The organism is Actinomadura sediminis (assembly GCF_042675525.1).
Lineage (GTDB): Bacteria > Actinomycetota > Actinomycetes > Streptosporangiales > Streptosporangiaceae > Spirillospora > Spirillospora sediminis.
In genome coordinates this window covers 32,273-53,490 of record NZ_JBHTJA010000008.1, presented here as the reverse complement: position 1 = coordinate 53,490, position 21,218 = coordinate 32,273, and the positions used below count along the sequence as shown (strand labels likewise).

24 protein-coding genes are annotated in these 21,218 nt (G+C 70.6%); 6 read left to right on the top strand and 18 right to left on the bottom strand.

Features of this window, described 5'->3' with window-relative positions; genetic code table 11:
* Positions 1-2: 2 nt before the first annotated feature.
* From ACFQ11_RS06905 to ACFQ11_RS06880, 6 genes are all read right to left on the bottom strand, one after another.
* The gene (locus ACFQ11_RS06905) at positions 3-1,265 is read right to left on the bottom strand and encodes a lanthionine synthetase C family protein (RefSeq protein WP_378297042.1); all 1,263 of its coding nucleotides are present in this window, start codon (positions 1,263-1,265) and stop codon (positions 3-5) included.
* Entirely contained in the window at positions 1,262-4,369 is a 3,108-nt protein-coding gene (locus ACFQ11_RS06900) for a lantibiotic dehydratase (protein WP_378297040.1), read from the bottom strand. The genes ACFQ11_RS06905 and ACFQ11_RS06900 overlap by 4 nt, the downstream gene beginning before the upstream one ends.
* A gap of 91 nt (positions 4,370-4,460) precedes the next feature.
* Positions 4,461-4,637 carry an FxLD family lanthipeptide gene (locus tag ACFQ11_RS06895; RefSeq protein ID WP_378297039.1) on the bottom strand — a complete coding sequence of 59 codons (177 nt, stop codon included), beginning with the start codon at positions 4,635-4,637 and terminating at the stop codon, positions 4,461-4,463.
* 66 nt (positions 4,638-4,703) lie between these two features.
* Positions 4,704-5,522 (bottom strand): SAM-dependent methyltransferase, encoded by an 819-nt coding sequence (locus ACFQ11_RS06890; RefSeq protein ID WP_378297038.1) that lies wholly within the window; start codon positions 5,520-5,522, stop codon positions 4,704-4,706.
* Between the two features lie 156 nt (positions 5,523-5,678).
* Positions 5,679-5,927, bottom strand: a complete 249-nt coding sequence (locus ACFQ11_RS06885) for a hypothetical protein (protein ID WP_378297037.1) — start codon at positions 5,925-5,927, stop codon at positions 5,679-5,681.
* Entirely contained in the window at positions 5,927-6,412 is a 486-nt protein-coding gene (locus ACFQ11_RS06880) for an ATP-binding protein (protein ID WP_378297035.1), read from the bottom strand. The genes ACFQ11_RS06885 and ACFQ11_RS06880 overlap by 1 nt, the downstream gene beginning before the upstream one ends.
* 415 nt (positions 6,413-6,827) lie before the next feature.
* Between ACFQ11_RS06880 and ACFQ11_RS06875 the strand changes: the two genes are divergently transcribed.
* Positions 6,828-7,631, top strand: a complete 804-nt coding sequence (locus tag ACFQ11_RS06875) for a helix-turn-helix domain-containing protein (RefSeq protein ID WP_378297034.1) — start codon at positions 6,828-6,830, stop codon at positions 7,629-7,631.
* Positions 7,632-7,647: 16 nt separating this feature from the next.
* Positions 7,648-7,854 carry a DUF397 domain-containing protein gene (locus ACFQ11_RS06870; protein WP_378297128.1) on the top strand — a complete coding sequence of 69 codons (207 nt, stop codon included), beginning with the start codon at positions 7,648-7,650 and terminating at the stop codon, positions 7,852-7,854.
* A gap of 440 nt (positions 7,855-8,294) precedes the next feature.
* Here ACFQ11_RS06870 and ACFQ11_RS06865 read toward each other — a convergent pair whose 3' ends face one another.
* Genes ACFQ11_RS06865 through ACFQ11_RS06855 form a run of 3 tightly spaced genes read right to left on the bottom strand, consistent with a single transcriptional unit; the run spans position 8,295 to position 11,349 of the window.
* Positions 8,295-9,548 (bottom strand): MFS transporter, encoded by a 1,254-nt coding sequence (locus ACFQ11_RS06865; protein ID WP_378297033.1) that lies wholly within the window; start codon positions 9,546-9,548, stop codon positions 8,295-8,297.
* 6 nt (positions 9,549-9,554) lie between these two features.
* Entirely contained in the window at positions 9,555-11,138 is a 1,584-nt protein-coding gene (locus ACFQ11_RS06860; protein WP_378297032.1) for an FAD-dependent oxidoreductase, read from the bottom strand.
* Positions 11,139-11,184: 46 nt separating this feature from the next.
* Positions 11,185-11,349 (bottom strand): hypothetical protein, encoded by a 165-nt coding sequence (locus tag ACFQ11_RS06855; protein ID WP_378297030.1) that lies wholly within the window; start codon positions 11,347-11,349, stop codon positions 11,185-11,187.
* A gap of 74 nt (positions 11,350-11,423) precedes the next feature.
* On the opposite strand from ACFQ11_RS06855, the gene ACFQ11_RS06850 reads away from it, so the two are divergent.
* Positions 11,424-11,789 (top strand): metalloregulator ArsR/SmtB family transcription factor, encoded by a 366-nt coding sequence (locus tag ACFQ11_RS06850; protein ID WP_378297029.1) that lies wholly within the window; start codon positions 11,424-11,426, stop codon positions 11,787-11,789.
* 33 nt (positions 11,790-11,822) lie between these two features.
* Here the strand turns inward: ACFQ11_RS06850 and ACFQ11_RS06845 are convergent, their stop codons facing one another.
* Positions 11,823-12,920 (bottom strand): flavin-containing monooxygenase, encoded by a 1,098-nt coding sequence (locus ACFQ11_RS06845; protein WP_378297028.1) that lies wholly within the window; start codon positions 12,918-12,920, stop codon positions 11,823-11,825.
* A 146-nt stretch (positions 12,921-13,066) separates the two neighbouring features.
* Between ACFQ11_RS06845 and ACFQ11_RS06840 the strand changes: the two genes are divergently transcribed.
* Positions 13,067-13,423 (top strand): ArsR/SmtB family transcription factor, encoded by a 357-nt coding sequence (locus ACFQ11_RS06840; RefSeq protein WP_378297027.1) that lies wholly within the window; start codon positions 13,067-13,069, stop codon positions 13,421-13,423.
* Positions 13,424-13,971: 548 nt separating this feature from the next.
* On the opposite strand, the gene ACFQ11_RS06835 is transcribed toward ACFQ11_RS06840, so the two are convergent.
* The 3 genes from ACFQ11_RS06835 to ACFQ11_RS06825 form a co-directional block, all read right to left on the bottom strand.
* Complete coding sequence (locus tag ACFQ11_RS06835) at positions 13,972-14,310, bottom strand: four-helix bundle copper-binding protein (RefSeq protein WP_378297026.1); 339 nt, start codon at positions 14,308-14,310, stop codon at positions 13,972-13,974.
* Between the two features lie 62 nt (positions 14,311-14,372).
* Positions 14,373-16,871, bottom strand: coding sequence for a heavy metal translocating P-type ATPase (locus tag ACFQ11_RS06830; RefSeq protein ID WP_378297025.1), 2,499 nt, complete (start codon positions 16,869-16,871; stop codon positions 14,373-14,375).
* Positions 16,868-17,161: a cation transporter gene (locus ACFQ11_RS06825; protein ID WP_378297024.1), complete on the bottom strand. Its 294-nt coding sequence runs from the start codon at positions 17,159-17,161 to the stop codon at positions 16,868-16,870. Before ACFQ11_RS06825 ends, ACFQ11_RS06830 begins: the two co-directional genes overlap by 4 nt.
* 99 nt (positions 17,162-17,260) lie before the next feature.
* Between ACFQ11_RS06825 and ACFQ11_RS06820 the strand changes: the two genes are divergently transcribed.
* Positions 17,261-17,704, top strand: coding sequence for a heavy metal-responsive transcriptional regulator (locus ACFQ11_RS06820; protein ID WP_378297023.1), 444 nt, complete (start codon positions 17,261-17,263; stop codon positions 17,702-17,704).
* A 22-nt stretch (positions 17,705-17,726) separates the two neighbouring features.
* Positions 17,727-17,870 carry a hypothetical protein gene (locus tag ACFQ11_RS06815; RefSeq protein ID WP_378297022.1) on the top strand — a complete coding sequence of 48 codons (144 nt, stop codon included), beginning with the start codon at positions 17,727-17,729 and terminating at the stop codon, positions 17,868-17,870.
* A gap of 51 nt (positions 17,871-17,921) precedes the next feature.
* Here ACFQ11_RS06815 and ACFQ11_RS06810 read toward each other — a convergent pair whose 3' ends face one another.
* From ACFQ11_RS06810 to merA, 5 genes are all read right to left on the bottom strand, one after another.
* Complete coding sequence (locus ACFQ11_RS06810) at positions 17,922-18,167, bottom strand: hypothetical protein (protein ID WP_378297021.1); 246 nt, start codon at positions 18,165-18,167, stop codon at positions 17,922-17,924.
* A gap of 65 nt (positions 18,168-18,232) precedes the next feature.
* Positions 18,233-18,439, bottom strand: coding sequence for a hypothetical protein (locus ACFQ11_RS06805; protein WP_378297020.1), 207 nt, complete (start codon positions 18,437-18,439; stop codon positions 18,233-18,235).
* A 61-nt stretch (positions 18,440-18,500) separates the two neighbouring features.
* Positions 18,501-19,139 (bottom strand): organomercurial lyase MerB, encoded by a 639-nt coding sequence (gene merB / locus ACFQ11_RS06800; protein ID WP_378297019.1) that lies wholly within the window; start codon positions 19,137-19,139, stop codon positions 18,501-18,503.
* Positions 19,140-19,209: 70 nt separating this feature from the next.
* Positions 19,210-19,632: a MerR family transcriptional regulator gene (locus ACFQ11_RS06795; RefSeq protein WP_378297018.1), complete on the bottom strand. Its 423-nt coding sequence runs from the start codon at positions 19,630-19,632 to the stop codon at positions 19,210-19,212.
* A gap of 23 nt (positions 19,633-19,655) precedes the next feature.
* Positions 19,656-21,107: a mercury(II) reductase gene (merA, locus tag ACFQ11_RS06790; protein WP_449193548.1), complete on the bottom strand. Its 1,452-nt coding sequence runs from the start codon at positions 21,105-21,107 to the stop codon at positions 19,656-19,658.
* Between the last annotated feature and the right edge of the window lie 111 nt (positions 21,108-21,218).

The window sequence follows — 21,218 nt, the reverse complement described above, 5'->3', positions numbered from 1 at the left end:
GTTCAGGCGGCGAGCAGGCATGTGTCCCAACCTGATCGGGGAAGGCCGGTGCCGCTGGCTGCGAGAACGCCGAGGGCAACACCAGCGGCCCCTTCGAGGAGCGCCGGACTGTTTCCCGTTTCGTCCACGAGCGCGGCCGTGTGAGCGGACGTCTGGTGGGCCGAGTCCAGGAGGTCGGGGATGAGGGCGTGCAGCGTTTCGGCGTTGTCCGGGGAGGCATCGGCGGCTACTCGGGTGGCGATATGGGCGAGTCCGGCGTACCCATGGCACAGCGTGGGGTCGGTGGTCGCGGAACGTTGGGCGGGATCGGTCAGGGCCTGGATCAAGGCTCGCTCGGCCATGTTCCGGCGCCCGGTGTCTTCGGTCGCCAGGGCCGCGAGCTGCTGCGCACGGGCCAGACCGGCGGTTCCGTAGCACCAGCTCGGCCGCTGGACCGAGACGTCTCGCCGACCGGCCCGCAGCTGAGTTCGGTTGATCCAGTAGGGCCACATGGGTCCGGACGGCGTGTCGGTGCGCCAGCGGTCGAGCCAGTCGCAGATGCGAGCGATCGCGTCCAGGTGACCGTCCACGAGGGTGCCGCGTCGAGCGGCGAGGGCGAGCAGGGAGAACGGACCGCCGATTCCGTGGGCCAACCCGGAGTTGGCGTGGCCGCCTCTGAAACGGGCGCTCTCTTGCCCGTCGGGTCCAGAGAGCGCCCACCATCCCGGCAGCGTCTCCTCACCGTCCTGCGTGGGCTCGGTCAGGCGCACCAGGTATTCGAGGACGGCGCGCGTCGCATCGCCGTCGGGAGTGCGCCGCAGGAGGTAGGACCCGATGCCCGCGAGGCCTCGGATCAAATCGAACTCGGATAGGGACGGCAGGTGCCCTGCGTCCAGCGCCGCCAGCGCGCAACCGACCCGGCGGCGGGCATCGTCGGCGATCACTCGGTCGAGGCGGTCGAGAGCCTCGGTATAGGAGTCGGGAAGCAACTCGTTCGCACAGGCCAGGGCATGGGCGACTGCGGGGGCTCCGTAGAACAGGTGGCTATCGAACCCGGTGGTGAGCGGCGCCTGGGTGGCGTACGCGAGCCAGTCGTGGGCGTGCCGCCACGGTGCAAGCCCGGCGGCGGCGCGCTCGATGTGCAGCAGGGCGATGCCGGGCGCCCCGTGAGCCAGCGACTGCCGCCACCAGGGACAGGACGTCAACCGCGCGGGCAGGACATCAGGGTGTGCAAGCACCTCGGCGACAGCATCGGCGATCTCGCGCGCGGGATGCCCAGCGATCATCGGCGATCCCTGTCTGCACGGACCGTCCATGCGAGTGCGGCGGCGCGGGCGAGGTACAGGCCGGCTGCCTCTTCGTCGAAGTCGATGCCGCGGGATCGGACGAAGTTGACGTGCATGAGCGACGCGAGCACGTCGTTCGGCGAGATCCCTTCGGTGTGAGGGGAGGGGAAGTAGGTCCGATACTCGGACAAGGCCTGGTCGCGTGCGCTCCATGCTTGTGCGAGCGCGGCGCCTTCCGGAGCTTGGCGCAGCGTCGCCCAACTGTCGGAGGGGTCGGCGATGCGTGTGGCCTCGGTGAAGATAGGCCGCGGAACGCGTTCGGGTGCCTTCGCCGGTATGTGCTCGATCAGCCATCGCATACCTTCGGCGACGTCGCTGGTGAAGCCGACGGCGATCGAGACGGCTTGGGCCGCTACAAGTGCGTGCGGGTGCAGGCGCAGGGCCGAGCCGAGCTGGACGAGCGATGCCTGCGAGTCAGCCGCGAACACCGACCGGGCTGCCGTCCATGCTGGCCCGGAGCCCCAGCGGCCGGTCTCTGGCCAGGACGTCGGGTAGGTGACCTCACGCAGCAGGCCGCCACGGCGCAGGTCGTCGGCCCAGGCGCTGACCGCGCGGGCCGCATCGCCGAACGCCTCCGGTTCGGGAAGGACGATGCGGAGGCGAAGGTGATGCGCTGGGTCCCGGTACCGGACGAACCACCAGACGGGTTCGTCGAACTGGCGCAGCAGAGCAGGCAGATGCTCGGTGAGGACGACGTCTTGTCGCTGAACATCTCCGTACAGGCTGGCGAGCAGGACCTGCGAGGTGCCTGGCGTCTCGCTCCGGTCGCGGGTGATGACCCGCGCTGGTGTTGGGGCGGGCAGCGGTGGCCACGCCGGCGGCTCGGTGGCGACGAGCGGAACGATGACCTCGTGCGGACGGTCGTCGCACCAGCCAGCGTCGCCGAGAGTGGAGCCCTCGGATAGAACGGCCTCCGAGGCACCGTCCAGATGGGAGCGAAGCAAGACTCGGTGGACCGTCTGCTCCAGGTCGAGCGGTAGGAGCCGGTCGCCCTCGGCGAGGTAGACCGATCGAGGCAATCGGCGGCGTGCCCGCCACTCCCCGAACGCGGTGTCCCATGCTGTCCAAGGCTGTGTACGCGCGGGGAGTCCGCGGGCCTGTAGCCGCCAGCGAGCCGGGGACAGGATGGTTCTGCCGTAGCGCAGCCGGGGCAGGTACGGAAGGTGCGACGCGGCGCCCCAGTCGAACGTCGTCACCTGGGCGCACTGCGCGCGGCCGAGCTCCGTGAGGAAGCGAGCCAGCGGCGGTGTATGCGTCACGAGGTTGAGCGCGTGCATGCCGAAGGCTTCCAGCCGTCGGCCACGGACCGGATCGGCCAGGTAGAGGCGGCGGCCATCGCACCCGACCGCCAGGTCATCGGGCGCCAGCGTCGTACGGTCGGCCGGGCTGTACTCGGCCAGGCTGATCGCGGTTGGAAGCAACCGCGGAGTACGTGTGACGTGGGTGGTCGCCGGATCCAGCGGCGGAAAGGACAGCTGCGCCGCCAGGGTGCCGGAGTCGGTTCCGGGGAGGTGTGCCAATCCCTCGGCGAGCACCGCCTGGTCCTGTGCGGCGAGGACGTTCAGGAACCGGCCGCACGAGACGCCGGCCCCTCGCGAGACGCTGACGACTTCGATCGTGAAGCGGCCACGCTCCAGCGCTCGCCGGTCGGCGGCATGCACGCGCACACCCAGCTCCAGGTGGGACGGTGACCGCAGCGGCTCAGCGGTGAGGCTCAGCGACTCGATGAACTCGTCGTCCAGAACGACCTCGTCACGACGGTCGAGGGCCGCCCGCTGGGCGATGGCGAGCAGCGTCCTGTCGCGGGACGACATCGGGGAGCGCCGCTCCGGGGTCGTCGTGCCCGGGTAGCCGTCCGGCCATCCGACACCACTGTCGCTGACGACGTCCAAGAGCGGCACCAACGATCCGATCCCGTATCGCTCGTAGAACCGCTGGTGGTAGGCGCGCCAGGTGGGAGAGCCGACGGGGAAGGCGCTGGTCCGGGTGAGGACGAGCGCGGCCCGTTCGACTTCGCGCACGACTTCGTGCGGAAGATCGACCTCCGCGTCCAGCCGTAGATCGATCGCCAGGGGCTGGTGACCGGACGGCGAAACCATGCGCATCAACTCGGAGACGTCCACGCGTATCGCTCCCGCCGAGCTCGGCGGCGCGAGCTCTTGGCGACCGATCAGCTCGTGGATCTTCTCGAGTTCGCCAACGAGCCTGGCCACAGGGACAACCGCCGAAGCGTCTGCGGCCCGCAGCTCCTTCACCAAGTGTCCGAGGGCATCGGGCTCGCTGCTCGGCGCATGCAAGCTGCTGATGAGAACGCCACGGTTCACTAGTTCGGTGAGCAACGTGGTGATCTGCGATGGTGCCGCGGTGGGAAAGTCAGCCTGGATCTTGTCCGCCAGGCCCTCCATACGGATGGGGGCACGGGCCGCCTCGACGGCGGCGCGAACCACATCCGTATGACGGACGGTGATCTCGACGGCTCCCGCACCACGCGCTCGCTTCCATGGCCGGTAAGGCACGACGAGGCGATTCCCGCGGACGGTCAGCGTGTTGTTCGCCATGACGGGCAGACGCGCCAGGAGTTCGGGGCAGCCTTCCAGCTGGTCGATGACTCCGGCGAGCCAACCAGCGGAGGCGCGGGCAACGGCCTGGTGCCGCGAACCCCAGCGGAACCGCGGCTCCGTACCGAAGGAGACGGGCGCGACACCGGCGAACAGGCCGAACGGCGTGGCTCGTCCCGTCATGCGCTGCAGGTAGCGGACGACTGACAGGACGGCGCGCCGCGTCTCGCGCGGAGTCGTGGTCTGGCCGCTGCGGATCGACTGCACCTGCCGGGCCAGCGAGGGGCTGGCGTGTTCGAGAGCCTCCGCCACGGTTTCGTCCGACCAGACCTGCCCGAGCCAGTCCGCCCACGTGGCGGCATGTTCGGGGGTGGCGTTGCCGGTCAGCTCGGGGCAGGGTGGAAGCGTCATCGAGGAGTGAGCGGCGGCACGGAACAGGGCCGCGCCAACGGATTCGAACTTCTGCGAGCGAGCAGAAGGAGGCACGACGCCCTCCGTGGCGGTGATGCGTGAGCGGGACGGTGGCGCCGCCGCGGGCGTCGCGGCGGCGCCGGGAGTGCGCTCGTGGGCGAGCCGGTCAGTACGCGTTGCTGATGCAGGCCCCGCAGGTGCTCGTGCACCCGTCGTCGGTGACGTTCACGAGGCCGGCCGGGTCCGCGATCTCCAGCAGCCGGACGTCCAGATAGAAGAGGTCCTGGACGGCGCCAGGCTGTTCGGCGACGGTTTCCAGTTCTGCGGTGCTGTTCCTCGGCATGAGACCCTCCAAGTCTCTTGAACCAACTCTTCCTGTCGGCACCCTGGCAGTTCAGGCGCCGCTGTATTACGGCTTCTGGCCCACGCCGCCAAGCACCCACACCTCTTCTGGACTGACGTCCGATGTGCCGTCGGGGCGCCACGCGGAGACGTACACGAGTCCTGGGTCGACGTACTCGAACCCGTGGAAGAAGCGGTCGACCTGCTCGCGGGTGCGGTGGGTGACGGGGTTCCTGGTGGACCGGTAGACGTCTCGTAGCCCGTTGGCCCGCCGGGGACGAGAGTCGGCGGTGACGTGGGAAATGGTGAGGTAGCTGCCCGGCGCCGTGGCGGCGCGGAGCCGATCGACGATGCCGTAGGGGTCGGCGTCGTCAGCGATGAAGTGCAGGACGGCCGCCAGGAGGATCGCGACCGGTCGATCGAAGTCGATCAGCCGGCGGGTCTCCGGGTGGTCGAGGATCGCCTGCGGATCCCGCAGGTCCGCGGTGATGACCCCCGTGGTCCCGGCTTCCGTTGTCTTGAGCGCCCGCGAGTGGGCCAGCACCTTCGGGTCGTTGTCGACGTACACGACGTGCGCGCCGGGTGCCTCCTGCTGGGCGATCTCGTGGACGTTGCCTTGCGTCGGGAGCCCGGTGCCGATGTCGAGGAACTGCCGGATCCCCGCGTCCCGCGCGAGGAAGCGGACGGCGCGCTGCAGGAAGCGGCGGTTCTCCCGAGCGAGGAGCAGCGCCTCCGGGGCTTCAGCGATCACTCGGTGAGCGGCTCGCCGGTCACTCGCGAAGTTGTCCGTGCCGCCCAGGTAGTAGTCGTACATGCCCGCGGCGGTCGCGACGCTGGGGTCGATGCCGCTGCTCGCCTTGTCTAGGCTCTCCGCATCCAATGCCACTGACTCCTTCGTCGAGTGTCGACGACCTGAGATTATTCACGTGAGCAGTGAATAATTCAAGAGACTTCAAGGCGACTGAATCGACCGCTCGACGGTCGGAGCCGCGACGGGCGCGTCGAGCGGTCGTGTGCTCCCCCAGCCGCCCGCAGGGCGCCGTCAGACGTGCCGGTTCGGCGGCAATGGACGTTGCGGGGGCGGGTGGGATCGTTCGTCCAGGCTCATCGCGAGGGCACGAGCAACATGCGCGTCCGTCCGGATCAGGACGTTCGGCCGCCCATCCCGCCCCACGTACGGCGAGACGCTCACCGGGCCCTGCAGTCCGCGCTGCGCTAGCCAGCGGCCGATGTGGTTCCGAAGGTCGTCTGCGAGCCGGACCGCCTGTCGCTCGTTCTCGGTCATCGCCATCACCGGACTCCTTCCGGGTGCCTGCTCTTGCGAGGTAGCACGATCCAGATCTGTTTCGCAGGGACGAGGCCGGTGGACGTAGCCGTCGTCCCGGCGCCGCACCGGCCGCCGAAGAGTCCGGCGACCATCTGGAGCCCGCGGCCCGACTCGCCTTCCGACGGGCATCCGGCCGTCGCTCGCGACAGGCGCTTGAGCACGGTGTCGTGATCTGCGCCGCCGTCCACGACCGCGATCGTCACTCGTGTATCCGTCCAGGAGATGCGGAGCTCGTACGGTGGCGGGGCGTGCTGATGCGCGTTGGTGACGAGCTCGTTGACGGCGAGCTCGGCCTCGAATGCCTCTTCCGTGGCGTCCAGCCGGCCCAGTACTTCGACGAGCACGTCGCGGGCTCGGTGTTCGGGGCGGGGACCGTCCAGGCACCGGACGAGCGTGCGTTCTGGCTCGTCCGGAGCCGCGGACGTCTTGCAGAGCGGTGGTGCCTCCATGTGGCATGCGCCTCCGAGTAGTCCAACCAGGTCGGCAACCTGGTGCTCCTCCTGGCAAAGCTGCGGGACGCCGCCCGGCCACCCATCGGCCAGGCATCTGGAGCCGATGGCCGATGAAGCGATCAAGAAGAACGGCCTGTGAGGCCATACATCAGCGGCCATGTCGATGGCTTCGACCTGCCATGGGGCTCAGGCGGTGCGGGCGTTGGGGGATCTAGCAGCATCAACGCCAGGATGTGACTAGCATCATGTACGCACCGTGTCAGACATGCAACAGATCACACATGACTGGTTTCAGAAGTGACAGGTTGCAGATATGACGAACCGGGAACAACCTGGTGATTCCGCGCACCCATCGGCAGACTTGGCGGGCAGGCACATGGATCAGAGTCCGACCGTTCGAGGCCGTCGCCTGATGCGAGAGCTGAAGCGGCTCAGGGAGGCCGCCGGGCTATCGCTCGAGGTTGCGGCGAAGCGTCTCGACTTCAGCAAGAGCAAGCTCTACCGGCTGGAGAACGGACGCAGCCGCGTCAGCACCGACGACCTCGAGGACATGCTCGACCTGTACGACGTGCGATCCCCGCAGCGGGAGGCGCTGATCCAGCTCGGGCGCGACGCGCGGCGCCGCGGCTGGTGGACGAAGTACTCGGACGTGTTCACCGGCTCGTACGTCGGGCTGGAGAGCGCGGCGGCGAGAATCAGGATCAACGCGCAGCTCGTGCCCGGTTTCCTGCAGACGGACGACTACGCGCGAGCCATCATCGGCCGCACGCGGCCCACCCTCGAAACCGAAGAGGTCGAACGTCGAGTCGCAGCCCGCGCCGCCAGGCGCGAGGCCCTGTTCGGCAAGGATGACCCGCCCGAAGTTCACGTCGTCCTGGACGAGTCAGCCGTCCGCCGTCACGTAGGCGGCCGCGACGTCATGCGGGACCAACTGACCTCCCTCATCGAGGCGAGCGCGCTCCCCAACGTCACCCTCCAGGTCCTGCCGTTCACCTTCGGGGCGCACGCCGGCGTCGAAGGCGAGTTCGTCATCCTCATATTCCACAACCCCGAGGATGCGCCGGTCGTCTACGCCGAGGGGCTGATGGGAGACCTCTATCTAGAATCGGAGCCGGAGCTGGACACCTACCAACTGGCCTGGACTCACATGCTGGAAGGAACCCTCGACCCGCACGAGTCCGTCGCCATGCTCCGAGAACTCCACGATCAGCTGTGACTTAGGAGAACGCTTGGTGATCAACTCTGGCGCCTCGTCGAGCCCGGTGTGGCGCAAGTCCAGCCACAGCGGCGGCGGCAACCAGTGCGTCGAAGTCGCCCGCATCGGTGACGCCCGAGCGGTTCGCGACTCCAAGAACCCCGAGGCCGGCCACCTCGCTCTCCACGCCGGAGCATACGGCGCATTGGTGAGGCAGATAAAGAACGGTGAGTTCGACCTTTAGGAATACTCTCACCAGAGTTCCACGCCCTCGGCAGCCGAGCCGCCGGGGGCGACGTTCCTTGTCTCGTCCCGGACGCAATCGACGTGCTCCCGGCCAGTTCGGCGAAGACCACGAAGTGGTTACTGGTTGGAAGCCAGCATCGTCCTTGTTCCCCAGGCCAGAGGCCCACTCTCGTGAGAGTGGGCCTCTTGTCATTTCGCGCTCGCAGAAGCTAGAAGCGTGCCACCGGGTGTCCTGTGCCGATTCCCGTGGCCCCGCATCTGGGGCCCTACCGCTCAGAATGGACTTGGCCTTCCTTGGATTTTGAAAGCCGGGGGTGCCGCTGATGGGCCGCCCTCGTACGGCAGCTCCTCCACGGCCTCGCGGGAGGGCCTGTACGCGGCAAATGGATCACTGCGGAAGGCTGAGGCTATTGTGCCCTGTCTCGGCGACTATGTGTCTCAGGGCATCGGGGAGTCGGCTCGGGTAGTGGGTGTGGTGGGGATGCTGCCCAGAGCGAGGGCGGCGGCGACGGCAGCCGTGAATGTCAGGACCGCGAACAACGCGGGGTAGCCGCCGAGCGTGGCTGCCAGACCGGCGCCGACTGCTGGTGCGATGGCTCCGGCGATGGTGACCGGGGCGGCGAGCAGGCCGGAGAGCGTGCCGTAGTGGGCGGCGCCCCAGCGGTCGGTGATGGCGGTGGCCTGGAGGAGGGTGGCGATCCCTCGCGTGGTTCCGGCCAGGACGGCGATGGCGATGAGCAGGAGCGCTGGTCCGGGCGTGACGGCGAGGGCCGCGGTGGTGACGGCCGACAGGCCGAGGACCAGGGCGGTGCGGTTGCGGACGCTCGTGCGGCGGGTCAGGGCGCCATAGGCCAAGCGCCCGGCGACTTGGCCGACACCGCCCAGCCCCAGCGCCCAGGCCGCGACGGTCGGGGACGCGCCCCTGTGGGTGAGCAGGGGAACGAGGTTGATCAGCACCGCGTACATTGCGAACGCCGACAGGGTCAGTGCGGCCGTCAGCATCCAGAAGGGGCGGCTGCGCGTGATGTGCCGCGTCCCGGCGATGTCATCGTGGTCGGTCGGGGGATCAGGTGGCGTCGGCCAGGGGCGGCGCAGTGCGAGGGCGTGCAGTGGGATGGTGACCAAGGCCAGAACGACGGCCAGAACGAGATAGGTGTCGCGCCAGTCCAGGCGGCCGGACAGCATGTCGGTGAGGGGCGCGAACACGGTGCTGGCCAGGCCCGCGACGAGGGTGAGGGTGGTCAGCGCGGTGAGGTGCCGGGGGCCGTAGTAGCGGGTGAGGGCGGCGAAGGCGGGCTGGTAGAGCACGGCGGACATCGCGATCCCGGCGACGAGCCAGGCGGCGGCGAACCAGGCGAGCGACGGCGCGACGGCCAGGCCGATCACTGCGATCGTGGCCAGCACGGATCCGGCGGTCATCAGCAGATGCGGGCCGCGGCGGTCCAGCCACCGCCCGACGGGGATGCCGACGAGGGCGGCAACGACGAGCGCGGCTGAGAACGCCGCGGTGATCGCGGGAGTGGACCAGCCGGTGTCGGCGGTGATGGCGGAAGCGAGCACCGGGAAGGCGTAGTAGAGGACGCCCCAGCTGGTGATCTCGGTGACGCACAGGGCGATCAGAACGCCGCGCAGATGCCGGTCGGTCCCGGCGGCCGGAGCCGCCGGGACCGACGTCGAGGAGACGAAACCCACGGGCGGTCAGACCTCGCTGTGTTCAGCGTCGCCCGAGTAGCCGTGTACGCGTCCGGTGGCGAACCCGAGTCCGGCGGGCGCGCCGACGCCGATGGTGACCGGTTCGGGGGTGCCACAACAGGAGGACGTGGCCTCCTGGGCGGTGGGCGAGGCCGGTTCGGTGCCGCACGAGGTGCCGCAGCCGCCGTCCTGCGCTCCGGGAAGGAGGTCGTCGGTGATCAGGTCGGTGGAGCACACGCCGGTCTCGGGCAGGTCGAGGTGGACGGTGTCGGCGGCTTCGCGGTCCCCGGCGAGCGCGGCGACGATGGAGCGGACCTGTTCGTATCCGGTGGCCATGAGGAACGTCGGGGCGCGGCCGTAGCTCTTCATCCCGGCCAGGTAGAACCCCTTTTCGGGGTGGGCGAGGTCGCGTTCGCCGTGCGGCGGGACGGTGCCGCAGGAGTGGAAGTTCGGGTCGATCATCGGTGCGAGCTTGGCCGGGGCTTCGGTCGCCGGGTCGAGTTCGACGCGGACCTCGCGGAGCATGTCCAGGTCGGGGCGGAAGCCGGTGGCGGCGACGACGGTGTCGGCGGTCACGGAGCGTTCGCCGTCGGCCGTCGTGCCGATGACCGTGACCGGGCCGTCCTCTTCGAAGCGGGTGATGGTGAAGCCGCGGATCAGTTCGATCTTCCCGGCCTCGACTGCCTGCTTGAGCCGGGTGCCGAGCGCGCCCCGGGCGGGAAGCCCGTCGGCGTCGCCGCCGCCGTACAGGCGGGCGACCGAGGTGCCGCGCACGGCCCAGGTGATGCGCGTGCCCGGCTCGTCTTCGGCGAGTTCGGCCAGGGCGAGGAGTGTATTGGCGGCCGAGTGGCCCATGCCGACCACGAGAGCGTGGTGCCCGGCGAAGCGGTCGCGGTCGCGGCCGAGGACGTCGGGGAGCGGCCCGGTGATGCGGTCGGCGGCCTGCCGCTCGCCGGGCGCGGGCAGCCCGGAGTGCCCGAGCGGGTTGGCGTTGCCCCAGGTGCCGGACGCGTCGATGACGGCGCGGGCGTCGATGTCGCGGACCGTCCCGTCGGCCTCGCGGACGCGCACCATGAGCGGGCGCTCGTCACGGCCGATCGTCCGGGTGGCGTCCGCGCCCCGGCGGGTGACGGCGAGGACGCGGGTGCGGGTGCGGACGCGTCCGTCCAGCGCGGGCACCCGAGACAGTGGCACGAGGTAGTCGTCGACGAGTTCGGCGCCCGTGGGCAAATGGTCGGGGTCGGGCAGCGTCCAGCCGGTGGCCTGGAGGAGGCGGCGGGCGGCGGCGTCGGTGTCGTAGCGCCACGGCGAGAACAGCCGGACGTGACCCCACTCGCGGACGGCCGCGCCGACCTCGTCGCCCGCTTCGAGCACGAGGAAGTCGAGCCCGCGTTCGGCCAGGTGCGCGGCGGTGGCCAGCCCGACCGGCCCGGCCCCGATCACCACGACCGGCCCGGCGACAGGGACGTCACCGATCTGGTCTGTGGTGACGGCCGTGGCCGTCGGCTGACCGATGTCGGTGGTGGAAGCGCCGGCTCCGCAGCAGCCTGCCTGCGCGGTGGGCTCCTCCGGACTGGTCTGGTTGTTCATCGGATCCTCCTAGGTGAGAGAGCAGGCCTGTTGTCGGGCGGGCGCGTCACAAGCGGGCGCGGTAGGCGGCGATGGTGACACGGTCGCGGTGGGCGGCCGAGCGGCAGGCGCGGGTGCAGACCTCGCCGCGCCCATCCTGGAAAGTGATCTTCCCGATGCGCGGGCTGATAGGCCGATGGGCGGTGATGCGGGCGAACAAGGTCTTCACCACGACCTCCTGATTAGATATCCGTCTAAGCAGTACGGAGTTTGCCTCGCTGGATAGATGCATGTCAAATTAGATGCATGTCTAAGTTGATGGAACCGGGTGTTGTGGGTGACGGCGTGTGCTGCACGCCGCTGAGCGGTCCGCTCATGCGCGAGGACGAGGCCGTTGAGCTCGCCGGGGTGTTCAAGGCGCTGGCCGATCCGGTCCGGCTGCGGCTGCTGAACATGATCGCCTCTGCCGAGGATGGTGAGGCGTGCGTGTGCGACTTGACCGGGCCGTTCAAGCTGTCGGGGCCGACGATCTCCCACCACCTGAAGGTGTTGCGCAACGCCGGTTTGATCGAGGGTGAGCGGCGCGGGACGTGGGTGTACTACAGGGTGGTGGCCGAGAAGCTGACCCGCTTGTCGGGGCTGTTCGCACTGCCTGTCCTCACCGGCACCTGACATTCGCGCTTTCCGCCAGATGATGGAGGCGCGTCAGTTCGCGGCCCGCGCTGGCTTCTTGCCGTCCGGCCTGGGCTGCTTGAGCAGCCGGGTCAGGACATGGCGGGCGTCGGCACCGACTCCGCGCAGGGTCGCCGACGCGAACGAGCGCTGCCACTCCAGCCCCACGTAAGCCAGCCCCGGATGGGTGGTCGAGACGCCGCCGCGGTGGCGCGGCAGCCCGTCGTCGTCCAGAGCGCCCAGGCCGGCGAGGTAATCCACGCCGGGCCGGTAGCCGGTGGCCAGCAGGACGACGTCGACGTGCTCGCGCGTGCCGTCGTCCCAGACGACCTGGTCGCCGTCGAGCCGGGTGAACATCGGGCGGCGGTCGGGGTTGCCGGTCGCGATGGCGTCGCGGTAGGTGCCGGTGTCCATGACAGGGGTGCCCTTGCCGCCGGTCAGCAGGGGCTTGGCCCAGCCCGCGGTGTCCAGGCCGGTGCGCTGGAACCAGATGTGCACGTCCCGTCCGGCGATGCGCTGCGGCATGAAGCGCAGCGGGTGGCGTGTGGCCAGGGTGACGTCGGCGACCGCGGCGAGTTCGATGGCGATCTGCACCGCCGAGTTACCGCCGCCCACGATCACCACCCGCTTGCCCGCCAGCGGCTCGGGGCGCCGATAGTCGGACGAGTGCAGCACCGTCCCCTCGAAGGTGTCCAGGCCCGCGAGCGCGGGACGGTGCGGACGGCTGAAGGCTCCCGTCGCGGCGACCACCAGGGGCGCGGTCAGCTCCTCCCCGCCGGACACGGCGACCCGGAACTCCTGCCCGTCCGCCGGTGCGGACACCTGCTCGACCCGGTGGCCGGTGCGGACGTCGGCGTCCAGCCGCCGTGCGTAGCCCGCCAGGTATTCCACGACCTCGTCGCGCGTCGGGTAGCGGTCGGGGTCGCCGGGGAACACCGCACCGGGCAGACCGCTTCGGCGGGCGGGCGAGAACAGCGTGAGGCTGTCGTAGTAGTGCGGCCAGGATCCCTCGGCCCGGTTCGCGGCCTCCAGGACGATCGACGCCAGGCCCAGGTCGCGGGCGACGCGGGCCGTTGCCAGCCCTGCCTGCCCGCCGCCGATGACGATCAGTGATGCGGTGTGCGTACTCATGCCCGCAACATATCGCTACTTTCTTATATGTCAATATGATGATGTGTCGCGTAGGGTGGGAGGCAGTCTTCGCTCCGGAGGACAGGAGGAACCGGGTGGCGACAGAGTCTGTGGTCGACGGGGCGACGGGGCCGGACACGCCGGGTGTGAACGGTGACCGTGGCGAGTCCCCGGCCGGGTGCGGTGGCGCCGCACCGCTCGGCCCGGGAGCGCGGGAGTTCCTGAAGGCGCTCGCCAGCGAGCAGCGGCAGCAGATGCTCGAGCTGTTCACCGGCGGCGTCGAGATCACCGTGGGCGCGGTCGCCGAACGGCTCGGCATCGCGCAGCCGACGGCGTCCCAGCAGCTCGCGATCCTGCGCCGGGGCGGCCTGCTCACCTCCCGCAGGGTCGGCAAGCAGGTCCACTACCGCATCGACTCCGCCGCCGTCGACGCGTCCCTCACCGAACTGCGGACGTACCTGCACGCCTGCTGCCCGCCACCGGACCCCGAGCCGTCCGACTGACCGGGGGCGCGCGCCGAACGCGTAGCACGCGATCATGACCAGTTGTTCACCGCAAGCTCCCCAGGACCCCGGCGCCGGACGGCTACTACTGCCGCGCGGGACTCGGACACGGTCGACGGTTCGGCGACGATCGGCGGCACCTTCGGGGGTCCCGGCAGTACGGGCAAAACCAACGGATATGCCTGACCTGTGTTGATGTGGGTTTCTGGAACGGCTGGCGATCATGGCCGCTACGGTTCGTACCGTTTGTGCGGCGTAGGGATCGTGGAGTGGGCGGGTGGCGACGCGGTTGTGCTCCGATGAGCAGCTGAAGCGGCTTCGATCGTTCCTGGACATCGTGCGGGACGAGCTGATCCGGTTCTTCACGTTGACGTCGGCGGATGTGGTGTTCGTGGATCCGGGGCGTGGGCGTGGTCCGGCGGATCGACCCGGCTGGCGGCTGGCCCCCGCTGCGGCCGCAAGATTCCGGCCCGCTGTGGACGTGAGCGTAAACCAGGCGGCACCGACGGTGTGCCGGTGCCGCCGATGGGAAATGAGTGGCCGGCCGGTCAGGCGCCGGTCATCTGGCGGCAGGCTTGGGCCGTGCGGCGGCACGCCTGGGCGCATTGCCGCATGGTCGGGTCGTCGTAGCGTTCACATTCGGCGGCGCAGGCGTCGCACAGTTCGGCGCAGGCCCGGCACAGCGCTTGGTAGTTGACGTCGCGGGCCAGTGAGGGCAGGCAGGCCAGGCATGCCTCGGCGCACGACAGGCACAGCCGGATGCAGTCGATCATCTGCTGGTCGGTCTGGCGGATGCAGTGGTCGGCGCAGGTCTGGCAGGCCGCGGCGCAGTCGGCGCAGGCGTCGATGCATTCGCGGGTGCGGTCGGGCGCGATTGTTGTGGTCATGGTGACCATCTCCTTTCGTTCGATCGTCCGGCTACCCTCCGTTGTGGTTTGTAGCCGTCTGTTCAGTGAGGTTTCTGCTCGGTGGCGGGACGGCGGCCGACGCTGGCGATGGCGGCGACCAGCAGGCGGGGGCGGGCTCCGATGGAGTTGAGGAAGATGGCGGTGACCGATGCGGCCATGGCGATCATGGCCCAGACCGGGTAGATCAGGCCGGTGGCGGCTGCGGGGATGCCGATGCCGTTGAACGCGAAGGCCAGGGCGACGTTCTGTTTGACGCGCCGGTAGGCGGTGCCGCTGATGGCGTGCGCGGCGGTCACGGTGCGCAGGTCCTCATGGAGGGCGATGATGTCGGCCGATTCGATGGCGATGTCGGTGCCGTGTCCCATGGCGATGCCGACGTCGGCCTGCATCAGGGCGGGGGCGTCGTTGATGCCGTCCCCGGCCATCGCTACCCGAACCCCGCCCTGCAGGCTGTCCTGCAGGCTGCGGATGATGTCGGCCTTGCCGCCGGGCAGCACCCCGCCGTGAACGCGCTCGATACCGAGCCGGGCGGCCACGTGCGCTGCGGCGGCGGGGTCGTCGCCGGTGACCAGCACCGGTTCGATGCGCAGGCGGCGCAGCTCGGCGAGCATCTCGCCGGCTTCGGGGCGGATCTGGTCGCCCAGCGCGATGAGCCCGAGGGGTTGCCCGTCGGCGGCGACGGCGACCACCGTGTCCCCGGCTCGCCGCCACCGGTCGGCGGCCTCGGCGAGGGGCCCGGGCTCGATGCCGCGCTCGGCCAGCAGGTCGGGTTTGCCGATGAGCACCTGGCGGCCATCGACGTCGGCGCGGACCCCCGCGCCGGTGATGGAGGTGAACTCGCCGGGCTCGGCCGTGGGCAGGTGTAGCTGGGCCGCGGCGGCCACGATGGCGTGGCCCAGCGGGTGCTCGGAGTGGGCTTCGGCCGACGCGGCCAGAGCCAGCAGCCTGTCGTCATCGCCGTCCAGAGCGTGCACGGCTCGCACCGTGGGGGTCCCTTGGGTGAGGGTGCCAGTCTTGTCCAGCACCATGTACCGCACCAGCCGCAGCGTCTGGAACGCCTCGCCGGTGCGCATCAGGATCCCGGCGTCGGCGGCTTGCCCGGCGCCGCGCACGATCGCCAGAGGGGCGGCGATCCCGACCGCGCACGGGTAACCCATCACCAGGACCGTCAGCGCGGCGAACACCGCCCGCCGCACATCAGGCTCCCCGGCGGCCGCCCACGAGCCGGCCAGCCACCCGATCAGGGCGAGCGCGGAGACGGCCAGGACCGTGGGGGTGTAGACGCGCAGCACGCGGTCGACCAGGTGCAAGATGCCGGGTTTGAGAGCGCGGGCGTCCTCGACCTGGCGGGTCACCTGCGCCAGGAAGCTTTCCGCTCCGGTCCGGGTGACCTCGACCAGCAGGCTGCCGGTGGTGTTGACCGATCCGCCGATCACCTCATCGCCCGCGGCGCGTTCCACCGGAACCGGTTCGCCGGTCACCACCGACACGTCCACCGCCGAGTGCCCGTCGCGCACCGCCCCGTCCAGCGGGATGCGTTCACCCGGCCGGACCCGCACCAGCTCACCGGCCGCGACGTCTTCCACGGCGACCTGCCACTCGACCCCGTCGCGCACGACGCAGGCGGTGTCGGGCTGCAGGTCCAGCAGCTTCTTGACCGCCTGGCCGGAGCGGGTCTTGACCAGCAGCGACAGCCATTCGGAGAAGATGTGGTAGTTGGTGACCAGCACGGTCACGGCGAAGAACGCCGCGGTCGGATAGCCCGGCAGCACCCCGGTCAACCCGATGACGCCACCGGCGATCCCGGCGAACGCGCCGACCTCCAGCAGCACATGCTGGTTGAGGATCCGCCGCCGCACCGCCGCGGCGGCCATCCGCGCGATGTGCGGCGCCACCGCCGCCACCACACCGGCCGCCAGCCCCCCGGCCAGCCACCCTGTCACCGGCTCCCCCAGCACGCCTGTCACCCGAGCGGCGATCGCGGCCAGGCCCGGAGCGATGATGCCGACCGCTCCAGCGGCCGCGCGCAGCGGCCCGGCCGGACGCAAGATGGCGTACCCGACCGGCACCATCACCGCGACCACCGACGCGGGCACCAGCACCGACCACACCCCGGCCAGCTGCGCGATCAGCCCGATCGCCGTCAGCGACGCGGCAATGGCCGTCAGCAGCCGCAAACCCTCGCGCACGAGGTCGGCTTCCTCGTCCTCGAACCGGCGCAGCTTGCGCGGGTCGTACAGCTGGTAGCCGAGATCCTGCAGCGTGCCCAGGATTCGGTCCGGGGTGATGCGGTCGGGGTCGTAGTCCACCAGCGTCTGCTCATGCGTCAGGCTGACGGCGACCTTGTCCACCCCGGGCAGCCGGCCCAGGCCCTTGTCGATGGTGCCGGTGCACAGCGAGCAGTGCAGCCCGGCGATCCGCGCCCGGATCCGCACGTGCCCGGCCACGTCGCTGGGCTCGGCCGCCCACCACCGCTCCCGCCCCGCCTCGGCGCCCGTGCCGGTGTCCGGGGACTTCATGTTCGGTGCCTTGGTCGTCATCGCCGCCCCCCTGCCCCGGCCGAATCGCCAGAATCGCCACGACCGGCCTCGTTGGCCTTCCCGGTCGGGGCGGCGGGGGCGGGGGCGGGGACGAACCCGGCCGCCGCCAACCGGTCCGCGATCTGCGGCTCGGGCGCGCGGGCCGGATCGCAGACCACCCGCACCCGCCCCGTGGCATGGTCCGCCTCGGCCGACACGGCGCCGTCCACCCGCGTCGCGGCGGCCTCGGCGCGCCGGGCGCACCCGGCGCACTCCATCCCGGTCACCTGCAGCTCCACCAGCTGCCTCATGCCTGCCACCTCTCGTTGGAGCCTTATATCCGCGACCGTAGAACCTTGCCCCAGGGGCAAAGTCAAGCCGGATAGACTCGCACGTCAGGAGGTACCAGGATGAGCAACGACATGCTGACGGTAGGTGAAGCGGCGCAGGCAGCCGGACTCAGCGCCAAAGCGGTCCGGCTGTACGAGACCAAGGGGCTGCTGCCGCCCGCACAACGCACCGCGGCCGGCTACCGCCTCTACACCGACGACGACGTTGCGGTGCTGCGGTTCATCCGCCAGGCCAAGACCCTCGGCCTGACCCTTGCCGAGATCGGCGACATCCTGACCATCCGCCGCGGCGGCATCCAACCCTGCCCCCACGTACTGACCGTCCTCGACCAGCGCATCGCCGAGGTCGACCGCACCATCACCGAACTGCGCCAGCTCCGCCGCACCCTGATCCGCACCCGCGACACCGCCGCCCGAGACGCCACCCGAGGCGCCGTCCACGACGGGAACGGTGACGTCTGCGCGATCATCGAACACGCGCCGCGGCTCGCCGCGGGGCGGTGAGCGCACCCCATCTCGCGTTCTGATGAACGTCCTGGAGAAGGATGTGGCGCGCCGCTCCCCGCTGCGCCACGCCAACATCAACTGCCTGGGCCACTACAACTTCCGCGCCCCCACTCCCGGGGGCGGGGCCTGCGGCCGCTGCGTGACCCGGACGCGGCCAGGGTGAACAAGAATGGGACGCAGCGAGCCTGCGCATCCGGTCGGCAGCCGGTGGCTGTCAGCGCGCGGGGCGGCGGTCGAGGATAGTCCAGGCGGTTTCGGTGACGGCGGCGATGGCGAGGCCGAAGGCCAGGTGGGCGGCGAAGCCGCGCAGGTGGGTCACGGCCGGGTAGGCGCGGTTGGGGGCGGAGAAGCCGGCCAGCGGGGTGATGCCCTCGTCCACGATCATCGACATCGCGGCCCCGGCGGTCAGGCCGGCCGCCACCGGATTGAGGCCGGTGGTGCGGCGCAGCAGCGCGTACACCGGGGCCCAGCTGATGGCGAGCCCGTAGTGGAAGGCCGTCCCGGACCGCTCCCGCGCTGTGCCTTTCAGGTGGATGCCGAGCAGGCCGAGGGTCTTGTCGGCGGCGATCTGGGAGGGGAGCCGGGCCGGGCGTCGTCCTCGCGCCCGCGGGCCGTGTCGGATTGGAGCTGGTAGAGCTTCATGCTCACCGGCTCCATCACCTTCGTCGCCGCGTATCCGGCGACCGGGGCGATGGCGGCGTCGGTGAGCAGATCAGCGGTGGTGGTGTTCATGGCGATCTCCTTCCTGTCGGCCGCCTCGGGGGGTGGCCGCTGGCCGGCCACCCCCTGGGGGTCAGCAGCAGCCGGACGGGGTGCCGGTGCGGATCTGCTGGATGAGCGGCTGTTGGATGGCGTAGGCGTCGGCGACGGGCAGCACCCGGGACCCGGGGTGGCCGGCCAGCCATTCGTCGGCGGCCTCGGCGCCGGTGAAGAAGTGGATCTCGTTGCAGAAGCTGGTGCGGATCGAGGCCGGAGCCTGGCAGGCGACGAGGGAGACGACCGCGGTGGCCGGCTCGATGCCGGCGGGCCCGTCCGGGGTCGCGGTCAGCCGCACCGGCTCCCCGGTGGCGCGGCAGGGGGAGGTCACCTGGGCGGTGTGGCCCAGGACGGCGGGGAAGACCAGCGTGTCGAGCGCGCACCAGGTGTACAGGGTGCGGCCGTCGGTCTCGTAGCGGTGAGGGGTGGGGTTGAGGGTCAGGCCGTAGCCGGTGATTCTGCCCTCGGCGTCGTACTCGGTGTCGGGCATCGCCGTCAGCGCGTGGCGGATCTCCTCGCGGGTGCGGCCGGTCTCGGCGGTGAGCTGGTCGACGGTGACCGGCTCACCGGCCGCCAGCAGCCTCAGCAGGGGCCGCAGCAGGGTCAGTTCCAGGCCGGGGGCGCTGGTGAGCGAGTCGGTGAAGCGGGCGGCGAAGTCCTGGGTGTCGGTGTCCACGACCGCGTTCCTTCCTTGGGTGGATGGGCCCGATGCGTGCCGACCGTAGGGTCTGCCCCCGGGGTGAGGGTCAAGCGCACTGCGGGTCGCCGGCCCAGCACAGGTCGTCCTCCGCCAAGTCCGCCCGGTGCTCGGCCTGGAACTTCTCGATCCGGTTCAGGGTCTGCTGCTGGGCGGCGATGCGCTGGCGCAGCCGTTCGCGGGAGCGGTGCAGCAGTTCGGCTAGGTGCGCGCCGACCGGTGTGTCGGGGCCGTGGAGATGTGCCGTGGTCAGTTCGCGGATTTCGGCGACGGTCAGGCCCAGGCCGCGCAGCTGGTCGATGAACCGCACGCACCACAGGGCGTCGGCGGTGTAGAGCCGGTAGCCCGCGGGGCTGCGGCCCAGGGTGTAGATCAGCCCGAGGTCGGTGTAGGCGCGCAGCGTTTTGACCGGCACCCCGGTTTGGCGGGACAGCTCGCCGACCGTCATCGGCCGTGTCCGGCTCGCGTTCATGATCGGGTTCCTTCCCGGTGGCTTCAGCTGGCGCAGCAGGACAGCTTGGTGACGTCGCGGGTGTAGGTCTGGGCCGCGAGCTTCAGGCCCTCGGCCATGGTCAGGTAGGGGCACCACAGGTCGGCCATCTGCTGCACCGTCATTTCATTGGCGAGCGCGTATACGGCGGTGGCGATGACGTCTCCGGCGCCGTCGGCCAGGACGTGCGCCCCCAGGAGGCGGCCGGTGGAGGCGTCGGCGACGAGTTTGATCAGGCCGCGGGTGTCGCGGTTGACCAGCGCGCGGGGCACGTATTCCAGCGGCAGGACACGGCAGTCGCAGGTGTAGCCCTGGGCGACGGCTTGGGCGTCGGTCAGGCCGGCGGAGGCGATGGCCGGGGTGGTGAAGGTGACGCGGGGCAGGTGGTGGTAGTCCACCGTGCGCCCGGCCCGGCCGGTGGTGTCGTCGAAGGCGTTGTCGGCGATCAGCGCGCCGTGGGCGGAGGCGACGTAGACGAACTGGGGGTGCCCGGTGACGTCCCCGGCCGCCCAGATCCGCGGGTTCGCCGTACGCAGCTGCTCGTCGACCACGACTTCGCCCCGCTCGCCCGTGGTGACCCCGACCGCGTCCAGGTTCAGGCCGCCGGTGACCGGACGGCGGCCGGTGGCCACCAGCAGATGCGTGGCGCGCAGCTCCAGCTCTTGACCGTCTGCGGTGCGGGCGGTGGCCACGATCTCGCCGGAGTCCCGGCGCACGGCGGTCAGACGGGTGTGCGTGTGGACGGTGATGCCCTCGCCGGCGAACACGTCCTGAAGGGCGGCGGAGATCTCGGGTTCCTCGCCGGAGGTCAGGCGGCTGCGCGCGATCACGGTGACCTCGGTGCCCAGGCGGGCGAACAGCTGGGCCTGCTCCAGCCCGACATACCCGGCGCCCAGCACCAGCAGGCTCTCCGGCAATACGTCCAGGTCCATCGCGGTGGTGGAGGTCAGGTAGCCGGCCTCGGCAAGGCCGTCGATGGGCGGCGCCCACGGAGCGGAGCCGGTCGCGACCAGATAGTGCGCGGCCTCGATCCGGCGGATGCCGCCGCCGTCGGCCAGCGCGACCTGCAGGGCGGGGCCGTCCGGGCTGCCGGTGAAGCGGGCGGTGCCCTGGAGGATGTCCCAGCCGTACTCGGCGGCCAGGTCGGTGTACTTCTCGGCCCGCATCTGCTGGACCAGCGTGTCCTTGCCGTCGATCAGCGCGTCGAAGTCCACCGGCCCGGCCTCGGTGCGGATGCCGGGGAACCGCTGCCCCTCCAGTGCGCTGCGGCGGGCCTCGGCGGCGGCCAGCAGCGCCTTGGACGGCACGCAGCCGGTGTTCACGCACGTCCCCCCGGTGGTGGCGCGTTCGATCATCACCACCGAGCGGTCCTTGCGCCGCGCGGCGATCGCCGCGGCGAACGCCCCGCCGCCCGAGCCGATGACCGCCAGGTCGTATCCGCTGCCCGCTGCGTTCACCGCAGCACCTCCTCGCATCAGGGACCACAACCACCCGCGACCTATGCGCTTAACCGAATAGCTCACTGGCAGCCATATTATGCGGGTAGGCGAATAGTTCCCGTTGTGGAG